The 14971-nt window shown below is 65.5% G+C and carries 13 protein-coding genes; 10 read left to right on the top strand and 3 right to left on the bottom strand.

What is annotated here, in order from left to right; translation table 11 throughout:
- Positions 1-10: 10 nt before the first annotated feature.
- Genes ACM43_RS31645 through ACM43_RS31655 form a run of 3 tightly spaced genes read right to left on the bottom strand, consistent with a single transcriptional unit; the run spans position 11 to position 2664 of the window.
- Positions 11-1561 (bottom strand): WS/DGAT/MGAT family O-acyltransferase, encoded by a 1551-nt coding sequence (locus ACM43_RS31645; protein ID WP_271545373.1) that lies wholly within the window; start codon positions 1559-1561, stop codon positions 11-13.
- A gap of 45 nt (positions 1562-1606) precedes the next feature.
- The gene (locus ACM43_RS31650; RefSeq protein WP_271545374.1) at positions 1607-2407 is read right to left on the bottom strand and encodes an esterase/lipase family protein; all 801 of its coding nucleotides are present in this window, start codon (positions 2405-2407) and stop codon (positions 1607-1609) included.
- A complete protein-coding gene (locus ACM43_RS31655) occupies positions 2407-2664 on the bottom strand; it encodes a DUF6489 family protein (protein WP_035710680.1) in 258 nt (85 codons plus the stop codon). Before ACM43_RS31655 ends, ACM43_RS31650 begins: the two co-directional genes overlap by 1 nt.
- Positions 2665-2986: 322 nt before the next feature.
- Here ACM43_RS31655 and ACM43_RS31660 point away from each other — a divergent pair, with 322 nt between their 5' ends.
- The 10 genes from ACM43_RS31660 to ACM43_RS31705 all read left to right on the top strand — a co-directional run bounded on the left by ACM43_RS31660 (position 2987) and on the right by ACM43_RS31705 (position 14870).
- The gene (locus ACM43_RS31660; protein WP_157281124.1) at positions 2987-4582 is read left to right on the top strand and encodes an ABC transporter substrate-binding protein; all 1596 of its coding nucleotides are present in this window, start codon (positions 2987-2989) and stop codon (positions 4580-4582) included.
- Between the two features lie 103 nt (positions 4583-4685).
- Positions 4686-5666 (top strand): ABC transporter permease, encoded by a 981-nt coding sequence (locus ACM43_RS31665; RefSeq protein WP_036025775.1) that lies wholly within the window; start codon positions 4686-4688, stop codon positions 5664-5666.
- A 10-nt stretch (positions 5667-5676) separates the two neighbouring features.
- On the top strand, positions 5677-6648 hold the full coding sequence (locus ACM43_RS31670; protein WP_157281122.1) for an ABC transporter permease: 972 nt from the start codon (positions 5677-5679) through the stop codon (positions 6646-6648).
- A gap of 13 nt (positions 6649-6661) precedes the next feature.
- Positions 6662-7648: an ABC transporter ATP-binding protein gene (locus ACM43_RS31675; RefSeq protein ID WP_271545375.1), complete on the top strand. Its 987-nt coding sequence runs from the start codon at positions 6662-6664 to the stop codon at positions 7646-7648.
- Positions 7645-8634, top strand: coding sequence for an ABC transporter ATP-binding protein (locus ACM43_RS31680; RefSeq protein ID WP_271545376.1), 990 nt, complete (start codon positions 7645-7647; stop codon positions 8632-8634). Before ACM43_RS31675 ends, ACM43_RS31680 begins: the two co-directional genes overlap by 4 nt.
- An 87-nt stretch (positions 8635-8721) precedes the next feature.
- Complete coding sequence (locus ACM43_RS31685) at positions 8722-10527, top strand: gamma-glutamyltransferase family protein (RefSeq protein WP_271545377.1); 1806 nt, start codon at positions 8722-8724, stop codon at positions 10525-10527.
- Between the two features lie 9 nt (positions 10528-10536).
- Complete coding sequence (locus ACM43_RS31690) at positions 10537-11247, top strand: DUF1028 domain-containing protein (protein ID WP_271545378.1); 711 nt, start codon at positions 10537-10539, stop codon at positions 11245-11247.
- Positions 11244-12233: an ABC transporter ATP-binding protein gene (locus ACM43_RS31695; protein WP_271545379.1), complete on the top strand. Its 990-nt coding sequence runs from the start codon at positions 11244-11246 to the stop codon at positions 12231-12233. The genes ACM43_RS31690 and ACM43_RS31695 overlap by 4 nt, the downstream gene beginning before the upstream one ends.
- On the top strand, positions 12233-13339 hold the full coding sequence (locus ACM43_RS31700; RefSeq protein WP_271545380.1) for an ABC transporter ATP-binding protein: 1107 nt from the start codon (positions 12233-12235) through the stop codon (positions 13337-13339). Before ACM43_RS31695 ends, ACM43_RS31700 begins: the two co-directional genes overlap by 1 nt.
- Positions 13340-13361: 22 nt before the next feature.
- Positions 13362-14870, top strand: a complete 1509-nt coding sequence (locus ACM43_RS31705; RefSeq protein WP_271545382.1) for an ABC transporter substrate-binding protein — start codon at positions 13362-13364, stop codon at positions 14868-14870.
- The last annotated feature ends 101 nt before the right edge of the window (positions 14871-14971 follow it).

Raw genomic sequence — 14971 nt, forward strand, 5'->3', positions numbered from 1 at the left:
AGCAAATTCCTTACTCCGCAGCGCCCTTGATATCGGTGGCGGGCGGCGCGTAGGCCGCCTCCAGCGCAGCGAACTCCTCGGGCAGCATGTCGCACATCACCTGCACATGCGGGATGATGTTGGCACCGACGATAAAGCCGAAATCGAGCTGGTCGCGATAGCTCTGCACGGTGATGTTGAGTGCCTGCCCGTGGGTCGAGATAGACACCGGGAAGATGTGCAAGAGCTCGGCACCGGCGGCATAGAGCGTCTGCCGCGGCCCGGGCACGTTGGACACGGTGATGTTGGCCGCGGGCGGCAGCACGTCGGAGAGGTTCGAGCGGCTATAGAGCAGCGCCAGAATCTGCACCATGATCGGCGCGCCCAGCATCGAGATGTTGGAGACCTGCGGCATCAAGGCCCGCAAAGGATGCGACATCTCCTTGGACTTGGTTGATTGCGCGATGATCGCTTCCAGCCGCGCCTTGGGATCCTCGATGTTGGTGGCGATCGAGCAGATCATGCCGAACACCTGGTTGTTGGCCTCGGTGTTGCCCTCCTCCCGCAGCGAGATCGGCACCGCTGCGGTCAGGGATTTCGCCGGCAGCGTGCCATATCGCAGGAGATAGCGGCGGACGACGCCGGAGGCGAGCGCCAGCACCACGTCGTTGAGCTTGCCGCCGGCCTGCTTGGCCAGCGCCTTGGCCCGCGACAGCGGGATCGACACGCCGGCAAAGCTCCGCTCAGACGAGATCGTCTTGTTGAGCATGGTCGGCGGCGACACCATGCTGGCAAGGCTCTCGCGCGACTTGGGATCGGCGATCTTGCCGAGCACTTCGGAGACGCTCTTGAGCACGGTCGGGATGTTGCCGGCGAAGCGCACCGCGCTCTCGATCTGGTACATAGCGTTGTCGAACAGGATCGAGCCGATATCGCTCTTGCCGGTGCGGGGCAGCTGCAGGTTCTTCGCCGCTTGCGAAGCCTCCAGCGGCTGGCTGAACAGCTGCTGATAGGAGTCGAGCAGGTTGGCGGCGATGTCGCGCGGCTCCTGCCCGGGCTTGCTGCCCGCGGTCGGCGGATCGACCTTCCGCGGGATCGGCGAGATGTCGTAGATCATGTTGGTCAGCGCCGCACCGGCGCCGCCATCGATCGCGGCATGGTGCATCTTGGAATAGAGCCCAACCTCGTTGTCCTTCATGCCCTCGAACACGTAGAACTCCCAGAGCGGGCGGGCGCGGTTGAGCAGCTTGGCATGCATCCAGCCGACGATGCGCTCGAGCGTGGCGCGGTCGCGCGGCTGCGGCAGGCTTGCCCGGAAGATGTGGCGGTCGATGTCGAACTGATCGTCCTCGACCCAGGATGGATGATCGATGTCGAGCGGCGCCTTCTCCAGCCGCGCCTTGAGAATCGGCGCGATGTGCAGGCGCGAGACGATCATCGCCTTGAAGTCTTCGAAGAAATCGCCCTTGTAGTCGTCAGGCAGGCGGAAGATCGCCATGCTGCCGACATGCATCGGCATCTCCGGTGTTTCCAGATAGAGAAACGACGCGTCAAGCGACGACAGCTTCTTACCGTCAGCCATGGTTCCCTCCCGAGTATTCGACGGGCGCCTTGGCGGCGCTTCTCGTCAGGCCGATACTGCCCGGTCCGGCGGGGCATATGCAATGGCAAACGGCCCCGCCCGGTCAAATGGCCGGAAGTCTCCCTCCGGTTGCGCCAGGCGATCCGCCACGGCCCACAGCACCGCCGGGTTCACGCCGAGCCCAATATGGCTCGCCAGGTGCACCTCGATGTTCTCGGCACGGTCGGAGGGGCGCAGCAGACAGGTCCGCCAGTTCACGACGCCGTCGGCGCGCGAATAGATCGACGTTGCCGGCACCGGCAGATCGCCGGCAATCGCCTCGCGCGCTTCCGCATAGTCCTCCACCTTCTCGCCGGATAGCGTCTCATAGAGCCGCGTCGCGTGGGTCGCCCGCACATCGTTGGCGAAAGGGCTGCCGAGCGTGACGACGTAGCGGACCTTGTCCGGCGCCCAAAGCGCGAGATCGCGGGCATAGACGCCGCCGAGACTCCAACCGACCAGGCTGACCTTGCGTCCCGTGGCGGCATGGATCTCGGCCAAGCGGCTGCGCAGCGAATCCCGCATTCGCCCGAGCCCGCCGAGATTGCGGCCCATCCGCCAGGCATGCGCCGCATAACCGAGCTCGCTGAGATAGCGCCGTATCGGCACCATCGAGAGGTCGCTGGCGAGAAAGCCCGGCAGCGCCAGCACCGGATGGCCGTCGCCCCGCGGCGCCCGCATCAGGAGCGGCGACAGCATCAGGCTCGCATTCAACTCGAACAGCCCACGGGCCTCGGCGAGCAGCAGGCCGAGACCCGGCGGACGAAGCCGGCCTTCTTGCAGCGCCCCGTCCGGCCCGGGCGACACTATTTCTTCTTGTCGCCGCTGCGCGTGCCGCCGAGACCGGCCATCGCGACGAACATGTCCTGAAACCGCTCGGCGATCTTGGGATCGAAGGTGAACCAGCTCTGGATCAGCGATTCCGGCGAGACCTTCTCGATATTGCTGAGCACCTGCTGCTGCAGCTTGTCCATCACCGCCGTCTGCATCGGCGCCACGTCGGGCAGACCAAAGAACTGGCGGGCTTCGAGGGGGGTGCAGTCGATTTCGATGTTAACCTTCATGTCCCCTCCGGATGAGATTCGAGCGGCCTGTCGGAGTATCACCGCGAGAAGGTCTGCAACGCAAGCGACCTGAAAGGAAGCTGCAAAGACCGGCTTTCCCAATCGACGGGTATGGTCAATCAAATCGACCGGCCCGCAACCCGCGCAGAAGGACGCCTGCCGGCCCTGGGATCGCCGGGCAGCATTGCTGCACAGCGGTGCAACTTGGCGCGTTCCTTGCTGGAATGACGCTTGCACGGGTCGAGAACTCTGGGCAACATGGATCAGTCAGCCCGCCGAACAATCAAAAATCACCGGCGTAGCAGTGTGGAGAGGGTCAAGAATGTCGATCGGTCAAAGTCTGTTTGCGGCGACGCTCGCCGGCACGCTTGCGTTGGCGGTCTCGCCAGCGTCCAGCCAGACGCTACGTTATGCCAACCAGGGTGACCTGAAGTCGCTCGATCCCTATACCCTGAACGAGAGCACCACCCACGCTCATCTCGGCCACGTCTATCAGGGCCTCACCGCGCGCGACAAGGATCTCAAGATCATTCCGGCGCTGGCGGAAAGCTGGGAAACCCCGGAGCCGACGCGCTGGCGCTTCCATTTGCGCAAGGGCGTGAAATTCCACAACGGCAACCCCTTCACCGCCGACGACGTGGTGTTCTCGGCCGATCGCGTCCGCAAGAAGGGGTCGAACATGCAGACCCGCCTTGCGCCGGACGTCAAGGTGGTCAAGGTCGACGACTACACCGTCGACTTCGTCCTGCCCTCGCCAAATCCCATTCTGCATAACGCGTGGGATGTCTGGTACATCATGAACAAGAAATGGGCCGAGGAGAACAACGTCGTCGATCCGACGCCGGTGGCGGCGACCACGCCGAGCTATGCCTCACTGAACGAGAACGGCACCGGTCCCTTCATCATTGAAAGCCATCAGCCCGGCGTGAAGACGGTGTTCAAGGCCAATCCCAATTACTGGGGCAAGGTCGAGGGCAATCTCAAGGAGATCATCTTCACCCCGATCGCTTCCGACGCCACCCGCGTCGCCGCCCTGCTCTCGGGCGAAGTCGACGTCATCGAGCCGGTTCCGATCCAGGACATCTCTCGCGTCGATTCCAGCCCGAACGCCCAGGTGCTGAAGGGACCGGAGCTGCGCACCATCTTCCTCGGCTTTGACCAGATGCGTGACGAGCTGCTCTACTCCAACATCAAGGGCAAGAACCCGTTCAAGGACGTCCGCGTCCGCGAGGCCTTCTACAAGGCGATCGACATCGAGCTGATCAAGACGCGCGTGATGCGCGGGCTGTCGACGCCGTCGGCGCTGATGATCGCACCGGAACTGTTCGTGCTGTCCAAGGAGTTCACGCGGCCGAAATTCGATCCTGACGGCGCCAAGAAGCTCCTGACAGAAGCCGGTTACCCCGACGGCTTCGAGGTCACCATGGACTGCCCGAACGATCGCTACGTCAACGACGCCGCGATCTGCCAGGCCGTGGTCGGCATGCTCGCCCGCATCGGCGTCAAGATCAATCTCCTGGCGCAACCGAAGGCGCAGTACTTCGCCAAGGTGCTGAAGCAGGGCGGCTACCAGACCTCGTTCTACCTGCTGGGCTGGACCCCGAGCACGATGGACTCCCACAACGTGCTCTACGACATCATGGGCTGCCGCGACGATGCGAAATCCTCGCGCGGCGAGGCCAATCTCGGCGGTTATTGCAACAAGGAGTTCGATGCCATCACCGACAAGGTGCTGGTCGAAACCGACACCGCCAAGCGCAACCAGCTGATCAAGCAGGCCTACGAAATCGGCATGAAGGACTGGTCCTACATCCCGCTGCACCAGCAGGCGCTGGCCTGGGGCGTATCGAAGAAGGTGAACCTGCCGCAGCGCGCCGACAATCTCGTCATGTTCCACTGGGCAACCAAGAAGGAATAGGATCGGTTGAACACGAGGTCCCGGCGGCATCCGCCTTCCGGGACCTTTCTTTTCCGGCCGCCAAGGACGTCGGCCGTACGCTCACCCAAGGACAGTGGAAGGCATGCTCGCTTTCACGCTTCGCCGCGCCGTTCAGGCCATCGGCGTCATGTTCGCCGTCGGCATCATCGCGTTCTCGATGTTCCGCTTCGCCGGCGACCCCGTCAACCAGATCGTCTCGATCGACACCTCGGCCGCCGAACGCGCGATCGTGCGCAAGTCGCTCGGCCTCGATGACCCCGTGCCGGTGCAGTTCGTGCGCTATTTTGCCGATGCGGCGCAGTTCAAGTTCGGCGTCTCCTACCAGTTCCGCCAGCCGGTCGCGACGCTGTTGATGGAGCGCATGCCCGCGACGCTGGAACTTGCGATCTGTGCGACCGTGTTTGCAATGGTGTTCGGCATCCTGATGGGCGTCTATTCGGCGCTCAAGCGCGATACCGTGCTGGCCAAACTATTCCAGGCGGTCTCGCTGATCGGCATCTCGCTGCCGACCTTCCTGATCGGCATTCTCCTGATCTACCTGTTCGCCGTGACATTGGGCTGGTTGCCCTCGTTCGGCCGCGGCGAGGTGGTCAAGCTCGGCTGGTGGACGACCGGCCTGCTCACGGTGTCGGGACTGAAGGCGCTGATCATGCCTTCGATCACGCTCGGCCTGTTCCAGATGACCCTGATCATGCGGCTGGTGCGCGCGGAGATGCTGGAAGTGTTGCGGACCGACTATATCCGCTTCGCCCGCGCGAGGGGGCTGACTACGCGTGCGATCCATTTCGGCCACGCGCTGAAGAACACGCTGATTCCGGTGATCACCGTAGCAGGGCTTCAGTTTGGCTCGGTTATTGCATTTTCGATCATCACCGAAACCGTGTTCCAATGGCCGGGCATGGGGCTTCTGTTCGTCCAGGCCGTGCAGAACGTCGACATTCCGATCATGGCCGCCTACCTGCTGATGGTTTCACTGATCTTCGTCACCATCAATCTGGTGGTCGACATCCTCTACACGGTGGTCGATCCGCGCCTGCGCTCGACCGTCGGTCGCGCCGCATAGGGCAGCCTGCATGTCCGACGCAATCGTCTCCAATTCCGACAAGCAGAGCGCGCAGCCGGTGCAGGCCGCCCAGGGCTGGTTCAGCCGCACGCTCGACAGCGACTTGTTCTATTCGTTCCGCCGCTCCAAGCTCACCATGGTGGCTGCGGCCATCACGGTCCTGTTCTTCCTGCTTGCGATCTTTGCATCCGTGCTCGCGGTGCAGAACCCGTTCGATCCGGCACAGCTGCAATTGATGAATTCGCGGATTTCACCGCTGTGGACCGCGGACGGTCAGAGCCCGTTCCTGCTCGGCACCGACGAGCAAGGCCGCGATGTGTTCTCCGCGATTCTCTATGGCATGCGCATCTCGCTCGCCGTGGGCGTCGCCGGCGTGATCTTCGCCGGCGCGCTCGGCATCGCCCTCGGCCTGATCGCCGGCTATTTCGGCGGCGCAGTGGACGGCGTGATCATGCGGATCGCCGACGTGCAGCTGACATTCCCTGCGATCCTGATCGCGCTGCTGGTCAACGGCATCGCGAAATCAATCCTCGGCAACCGGCTGGACGCCACCAGCATGCTGGTGGTGCTGGTGATCTCGATCGGCCTGAGCTTCTGGGTCGGCTATGCCCGGACGGTGCGCAGCTCCGTGATGGTCGAGAAGAACAAGGACTACGTCGCCGCCGCGCAGCTGATCGGCCTGCCGGCGCCGAAGATCATGCTGCGGCACGTGCTGCCGAACACGATGGGCCCGATCCTGGTCATCGCCACCATCAACCTTGCGCTCGCCATCATCACCGAGGCGACGCTGTCCTTCCTCGGCGTCGGCCTGCCCGACACCATGCCCTCGCTCGGCACGCTGATCCGCATCGGCAACAATTATCTGTTCGCCGGCGAATGGTGGATCGTCGCCTTCCCGGGGCTCGCGCTCGCGGCGCTGATCCTGTCGATCAATCTGCTCGGCGACTGGCTGCGCGACGCGCTCAATCCGAAGCTTCGATGAATACGCCTCGTCCATGACCGAACCCGTCCTTTCCGTGCGCGATCTTCACGTGGAGTTTGCCTCCCGCCGCGGCACGCTGCGCGCCATCGACGGCGTCTCCTTCGACATCGCCAAGGGCGAGGTGCTCGGCGTCGTCGGCGAGTCCGGAGCCGGAAAGTCCGTCACCGGCCTCGCGGTGATCGGCCTGATCGATCCGCCCGGCCGCATTGCCGGCGGCGAGATTCGTCTCGCGGGCCTGCGCATCGACAATCTGCCGCCGGAGGAGATTCGCCGCATCAGGGGCAAGCGCATCGGCATGATCTTCCAGGATCCGCTGACGTCGCTCAATCCGCTCTACAAGGTAGGCGACCAGATCGTGGAGACGATCCGCACCCACCTCAATCTGTCCGAGTCGGCCGCCCGCCGCCGCGCCATCGACCTCCTGGCCGAAGTCGGCATTCCCGCGCCGGAAAAGCGTATCGACGGCTATCCCCACGAGTTTTCCGGTGGCATGCGTCAGCGCGTCGTGATCGCGCTCGCGATCTGTGCCGAGCCCGAGCTGATCATCGCCGACGAGCCGACCACCGCGCTCGACGTCTCCGTGCAGGCGCAGATCATCTCGTTGATCAAGCGCCTCGGGCGCGACCACGGCACCGCGGTGATGCTGGTGACGCACGACATGGGCGTGATCGCCGAGACCTCGGACCGCGTCGCCGTGATGTATGCTGGCCGTGTCGCCGAGATCGGCCCGGTGCAGGACATCGTGAAGAATCCGCTGCATCCTTATGCCAAGGGCCTGATGGGCGCGATCCCGACACTTGCGGGCGAGGACAAGCGCCTGGTGCAGATCCCGGGCTCTATGCCGCGCCTGTCGGCGATTCCGCGCGGCTGCTCGTTCAATCCGCGCTGCGCCTTCGCCTTCGATCGTTGCCGTGTCGAGCGGCCGGAGCCGCTGCCGCGCGGCGCGCAATCGGTGGCCTGCCACCTCTATGACGACGTGCCGGCGGAGAGCGTGGCATGAGCGCTCCCTTCGTCCAGGCCACAAACCTGCGCCGCGTCTTCGACGTCTCGAAACCCTGGCTCAACCGCGTACTCGAAGGCGGACATCTCGAATACCTCAAGGCAGTCGATCACGTCACCTTTGACATCAGGAAGGGCGAGACGTTTGCCCTGGTTGGCGAGTCCGGCTCCGGCAAGACCACGGTGGCACGGATGGTCGTCGGCCTGCTGCCGCCAAGCGCAGGCGACGTGCTGATCGACGGCATCTCGATGACCGACCCACGGCAGGCGCCAGCGCGGCGGAAGCTGCGCCGGCGCATCCAGATGATCTTCCAGGATCCCTATGCGAGCCTGAACCCGCGCTTCCGCGTCGATGCCATCATCTCCGAGCCGATCCGTGCCTTCGACCTGATCCAGGGCGAGCGCGACATCCAGGCTCGCGTCGGCGAGCTGCTCAGCCTCGTCGGCCTGCATCCGGACGACCGGCTGAAATATCCGCACGAATTCTCCGGCGGCCAACGCCAGCGCATCGCGATCGCGCGCGCGCTCGCCTCCGACGCCGAATTCATCGTCTGCGACGAGCCGACCTCGGCGCTCGACGTCTCCGTGCAGGCGCAGATCCTGAACCTGATGCGCGACCTCCAGGACAAGCTCGGCCTGACCTACATGTTCATCAGCCACAACCTCGCCGTGGTGCGCCACATGGCGAGCCGCGTCGGCGTGATGTATCTCGGCCGCATCGTCGAGATCGCGGACGGACGCGCGCTGTTCGCCAATCCGCGCATGCCTTACACCAAGATGCTGCTCGGCGCCGTGCCTGATCTTGCCATGAGCGGCCGCCAGCGCGTTCCGGTCAAGGGCGAGATCCCGAACCCGATCAACCCGCCCTCCGGTTGCGCCTTCAATCCGCGCTGCCCGCTGGCGTTCGATCTCTGCCGCAAGGAGACGCCGGAATTGATCGGCGGCGTCGCCTGCCATGCGGTCAACACCGCGCCGGTCCCGGCGTGACGCGCGCGTGCCATGCAGCCTGTGCATTTGGCGGCGGCGTGGCCCTGTGATCAATTGCGCGCGCCGGAAATAAGGTGGTGAACTCCCATGGGCAGTAATATCAATCCCGATCCGTTCACGACGAGGCCCGAGATCGAGGGCACGTTCGGGGTCGTCGCCTCGACGCACTGGATTGCGACGGCCGTGGGCATGGCCATCCTGGAAAAGGGCGGCAATGCCTTCGATGCCGGCGTCGCCACCGCCTTCACGCTCCAGGTGGTCGAGCCGCATCTGAACGGTCCCGGCGGCGACGTGCCCATCATCGTGCATGACGTCAAGCGCGGCCGCACCGAGGTGATCTGCGGCCAGGGCCCGGCGCCGGCGCGGGCCACCATCGCGCATTACAGAAGCGAGGGCCTCGACATGGTGCCGGGCACGGGCCTCCTCGCCGCCTGCGTTCCCGGCACCTTCGAATCCTGGATGATGCTGCTGCGCGACTACGGCACGATGCGCGTGCGCGACGTGCTGGAGCCCGCGATCTCCTACGCCCGCGACGGTTATCCGCTGGTCGAGCGCGCCTGCGCCACGATCCAGACGGTCGAACAATTGTTCCGCAAGCATTGGCCGACCTCGGCCGCCGTCTACCTGCCGAACGGCGAAGTGCCGAAGCCCGGCACGCTGTTCACCAACAAGACGCTGGCTGCGACCTACGCCCGGATCCTGAGCGAAGCGGAAAGCGGCGCCGGCGGCCGCGATGCCGAGATCGAGCGCGCGCGCAAAGCGTGGTCGCAAGGCTTCGTCGCGGAAGCTATCGACAAGTTCTGCCGGACGGAGGAGGTGATGGACGTCAGCGGCTCGCCGCATCGCGGCGTGCTCTCCGCCGACGACATGGCGCGCTGGCAGCCGACCGTCGAAGCGCCGCTCACCTATGATTACGGCCGCTACACGGTCTGCAAGGCCGGCGTCTGGAGCCAGGGCCCGGTCACCCTGCAGCAGCTCGCGCTGCTGAAGGGCTTTGCGCTCGACGGCCTCGACCCGACAGGGCCGGAGTTCATCCATCTCCAGATCGAATGCGCCAAGCTCGCCTTTGCCGACCGTGAAAAATTCTACGGCGATCCCAAGTTCAACGAGATCCCGATCGAAACGCTGCTGTCGGATACCTACAACGACGAGCGCCGCAAGCTCGTCACCGACAAGGCTTCGCTCGATTTCATTCCGGGCTCGGTCGAGGGCTTCGGCGGTGTCGTCAAGCTGCGTCGCGCCGAGGGCCAGCGCGAGGCGGTCGGCGCGCTCGGCGCCGGCGAGCCGACTGTGGGCCGCTTCGGCGAGGTCCGCGGCGACACCGTGCATTTCGACATCATTGACAGGGACGGCAACATGGTGTCGTCGACGCCGTCGGGCGGCTGGCTGCAATCCTCACCGATCATTCCCGAGCTCGGCTTTTGCCTCGGCAGCCGCGCCCAGATGTTCTGGCTGGAGGAAGGTCATCCCGCCGCGCTCGCGCCGGGCAAGCGGCCGCGCACCACCCTCTCTCCGAGCATGGCGCTGCGCGACGGCGAGCCTTACCTCGCCTGGGGCTCGCCCGGCGGCGATCAGCAGGACCAGTGGATCACGCAATTCTTCCTGCGCCACGTCCATTGCAACCTCAATCTCCAGGAAGCGATCGACGCGCCGGCCTGGCATTCCGAGCATTTCCCGATCTCGTTCTGGCCTCGCACCGCGCGTCCCGGGGTGCTCGTGGTCGAGAACCGCGTGCCGAAGGCAACCATCGAGAACCTGCGCGAGCGCGGACATATCGTCGAGGTCGGCCCCGACTGGTCCGAAGGCCGCCTCACCGCGGCCTCACGCGTGGGTTCGCGCCGGCGCGCCGCCGCCAATCCGCGCGGCATGCAGGGCTACGCGGCGGGACGCTGAAGGCAGCACATGACCTGGTCGATCATCGCGCGCGATCCTGCCACCGGCCAGTTCGGCATCGCGGTTGCGACCCGCTTCTTCGCCGTCGGCGCGCGCGTGCCCTACGTCGCCGCCGGCCTCGGCGCCATCGCGACGCAGGCCTTCGTCAATCCCTATTACGGCATCGACGGCGTCAAGCTGTTGCGTGAGGGCCTCAACGCCCACGACGTGCTCGCCACCCTGCTGGCGGCCGATGACGGCCGCGAGAGCCGCCAGGTCCATATCATGGATGCCAGCGGCGCAATCGCCGCGCATACCGGGCGCGACTGCGTTGATTGGTGCGGCCACGTCGCGGGCAGCGGCTTCTCGATCGCCGGCAACATGCTCGCCGGGGCCGACGTGCTCGACGAGACCGCAAAGACCTATATCGCCAGCGACAGCCTGCCGTTCCCGCGCCGCCTGCTCGCGGCGATGCGCGCCGGCGAAGCCGCCGGCGGCGACAAGCGCGGCAAGCAGTCGGCCGCGCTCGTGATCCACGGCGAGGAGGAATGGCCGGCCCTCGACATTCGCGCCGACGACCATCCCGATCCGATCGGTGAGCTCGAACGGCTCGAGCGCGTCAGCCACGAGCTCTGGGTGCATTTCCGCGCCTCCATGCCGACGCGGCAGAACCCGGCCGGCAACACCGATCGTAGCGTCATCGACGCCAGCATCGAAGCGGCGCGCGCGAGACGATCATGAGCGCCAGCCCCCTCATCGAGATCAAGGACCTGCGTATCCGCTTCCATGGCGACGACGGCCGCATCACCCACGCGGTCGACAGCGTCGATCTCAGTGTCGCCAATGGCGCGACGCTGGGCCTGGTCGGCGAATCCGGCTGTGGCAAGAGCGTGACGTCGCTGGCGATCATGGGCCTGCTGCCGAAGCAGAGCGCGGAAATATCCGGCGCGATCCGCTTCGACGGTTTCGACCTGCTGACCACGCCGGACCAGACGCTGCGCGATCTGCGCGGCAACCGGCTGGCGATGATCTTCCAGGAGCCGATGACCTCGCTCAATCCGAGCTTCACGATCGGCGACCAGATCATCGAGACAATCCTGCGTCACCGGGGCGGCTCGCGCAAGAGCGCGCGCGAGCGCGCGATCGGGCTGTTGCGCCGCGTCCATATCCCTTCGCCCGAGCGTCGCATCGACGATTACCCGCACAAGCTCTCCGGCGGCATGCGCCAGCGCGTCATGATCGCGATGGCACTCGCCTGCGACCCGCGGCTGCTGATCGCGGACGAGCCGACCACCGCACTCGACGTCACCCTGCAGGCCCAGATCCTTGAGCTGATGCGCGAGCTGAAGGCCGCGAGCGGCGCCGCGATCATCCTGATCACCCACGATCTCGGCGTCGTCGCCGAGGTCTGCGACGAGGTCGCGGTGATGTATGCCGGCGAGATCGTCGAGCGTGCGCCGGTCGATGAATTGTTCTCCGCGCCGCAGCATCCCTACACGGTCGGCCTGCTCGGCTCGATCCCGCGGCTCGACCACCGCGCCGAGCAGCTTGCGACGATCGAAGGCATGGTGCCGAACATGGCACAGCCGCCCGCCGGTTGCCGCTTCGCCCCGCGTTGTCCCTTCGTGCTCGACGCCTGCACCAGGGCGCCGCCGCCGCTGGTCGAAGTCAGCGTCGGCCATCTCTCGCGCTGCATCCGCGCGCCGCTCGAATTGCTGGTGTCGTGATGGCGCTGCTCGAGGTTGAAGGCCTGGTCAAGCATTTCGTCGCTCAGCGGTCGCTGCTCGGCCGCGCGCTGGCGCACGTCAAGGCCGTCGATGGCGTGTCCTTCTCGCTGGAGGCCGGCAAGACGCTGGCGCTCGTCGGCGAATCCGGCTGCGGCAAGTCCACCGTCAGCCGCCTGGTGCTGCGGCTGATCGAGCCGGATGCCGGCACGATCCGCTTCGACGGCCGCGACCTGCTCGCGCTCGACGCCGGGACCTTGCGCGCCTTCCGCCGCGAGGCGCAGATCATCTTCCAAGACCCCTACGCCTCGCTCAATCCGCGCATGACGGTCGGCCAGATCCTGACCGAGCCGCTGGCGTTGCACGATCTGGTGCCGCCGGCGCGGCGGGCCGAGCGCGTTGCCGAACTGCTGCGGCTGGTCGGGCTGGAGCCGCGCCTCGCCCGCCGCTATCCGCATGAATTCTCCGGCGGCCAGCGCCAACGCATCGCCATCGCCCGCGCACTCGCGGTCGAGCCGAAGCTCATCATCTGCGACGAGCCGGTCTCGGCGCTCGACGTCTCGATCCGCTCCCAGATCCTGAACCTGCTGCGCGAGCTGCAGGACCGGCTCGGGCTCGCCTACATTTTCGTCTCGCACGACCTCGCGGTGGTCAAGCACATCGCCGACCACGTCGCGGTGATGAATCTTGGCCAGATCGTCGAGACCGCGGAAGCCGACGCGCTGTTCGCCGCGCCGCGCCACCCCTACAGCCGCGCACTGCTGTCGGCGATCCCGCTGCCACAGCCGAAGGCGAAACGAACGACGGTGCTGCTGGAGGGCGAAATCCCGAGCGCCCTCAATCCGCCCGCCGGCTGCCGCTTTCACACCCGCTGCCCGTTCGTGATCGAGCGCTGCCGCAGCGAGGCGCCTGCGCTTCTAGCCGACCGCACGGGCCACGCCACCGCCTGTCACCGCACCGCGGAGCTGCCGTCTGGAGACGCCATTCTACCCACCGCCGGCGGGTTTTCGCCGGCGCTTACAAAACTGGTCGCGGCCTTCAGCCGAAAGGCGGAGGGCAGCAGCCCCGCCGGGGCTGGTATACAGTACGCCGCGTCCGCAACGAAATAGCCGAAGCAATGGGGATTGACCGATGAAGATGTTTCGCCTGGCCGCAACAGCCGCCGCTGTGCTGGTGTCGATCGGGGCCGCGCAGGCCCAGACCACGTTGCGCATCGGCCTCGCCGAAGACCCCGATATCCTCGACCCCACGATGGCGCGCACCTATGTCGGCCGCATCGTGTTCTCCTCCTTCTGCGACAAGCTGTTCGACATCGACGAGAAGCTCAACATCGTGCCGCAGCTGGCGCTCTCGAGCGAAACCGCCGACGACGGCAAGGCGCTGGTCATCAAGCTGCGGCCCGGCGTGAAATTCCACGACGGTGAGCCGTTCGATGCCGAGGCCGCAAAATTCTCGCTGGAGCGGCATCTGACGTTCCCCGGCTCGTTCCGCAAGCCGGAGCTCGCCTCGGTCGATCACGTCGAAATCGTCGATCCCCTCACGATCAAGCTTGTGTTGAAGTCGCCGTTCTCGCCGCTGCTCGCTCAACTCACCGACCGCGCCGGCATGATGATGTCGCCGAAGGCGGCCAAGGAGGCCGGCGACAAGTTCGGCCTCCGCCCGATCTGCGCCGGCCCCTACAAGTTCGTCGAGCGCGTGCAGCAGGACCGCATCGTGTTCGAGAAATTCGCCGACTACTGGAACAAGGACAACGTCTTCATCGACAAGATCGTGTTCCAGCCGATTGTCGACGCCACCGTGCGGCTCGCAAACCTGAAATCCGGCGGCCTCGATCTGATCGAGCGCGTGCTCGCCACCGACCTCAAGGAGGTGCGCGCCGACTCGCGGTTGAAGGTCGCGACCGCCATCGAGCTGGGCTATCAGGGCATCACGCTCAACATCGGCAAGGACAAGGCCAAGGGCCCGCTCAGCCAATCCGCCAAGGTGCGGCAGGCACTCGACTGGTCGATCGATCGCGAGGCGATCAACCAGGTGGTGTTCAACGGCGAATTCAAGCCGGGCAACCAATGGGTCAATCCCGATCACCCCTATTATCAGGGCGCATTTCCGATCCACGGCCGCGACATCGCCAAAGCCAAGGCGCTCCTGAAGGAAGCCGGCGTCACTGGGCCAGTCAGCGTTGACTTCCTGGTACCAAAGGGTGCCGAGACCGAAGCGGTGGCTCAGGTGGTGCAATCCATGGCGAGCGAGGCGGGCTTCGATATGAAGATCCGCGTCACCGAGTTTGCGACGTCGCTGAAGCAGGCCGAGTCCGGCGAATACCAGGCCTTCATGCTCGCATGGAGCGGACGCATCGATCCCGATGGGAATTCCTACGTGTTCCTGCGCAAGGATGCGCCGCAGAACTACAGCGCCTGGGCCAATGCCGACGCGGACAAGGCGCTCGACGATGCCCGCCGTACGTCGGACATGGCTCAGCGCAAGGCCGCCTACGAGAGACTTGCGAAGCTGGAGCTGGAAGATCACGCCATCCTCTACCTCTACCACCGCCGCATCATCATCGCGCACACGACCAAGCTCGAAGGCTATAGGCAAATGCCGGACGGCCTCGTCCGCGTTGTCGGCCTCAAGCTGAAGTGATCGGCCCGACATTCAGTCCGTGTCCCGGACGCGGTGCAGCGCGCAAGCGCTGCTCCGCAGAGCCGGGACCCATGGCAACAACGAACCGTGACTGGGTCCCG

Origin of the sequence: Bradyrhizobium sp. CCBAU 45321 (assembly GCF_028128975.1) — a bacterium.
In the GTDB taxonomy this organism is placed as follows: Bacteria; Pseudomonadota; Alphaproteobacteria; order Rhizobiales; family Xanthobacteraceae; genus Bradyrhizobium; species Bradyrhizobium yuanmingense.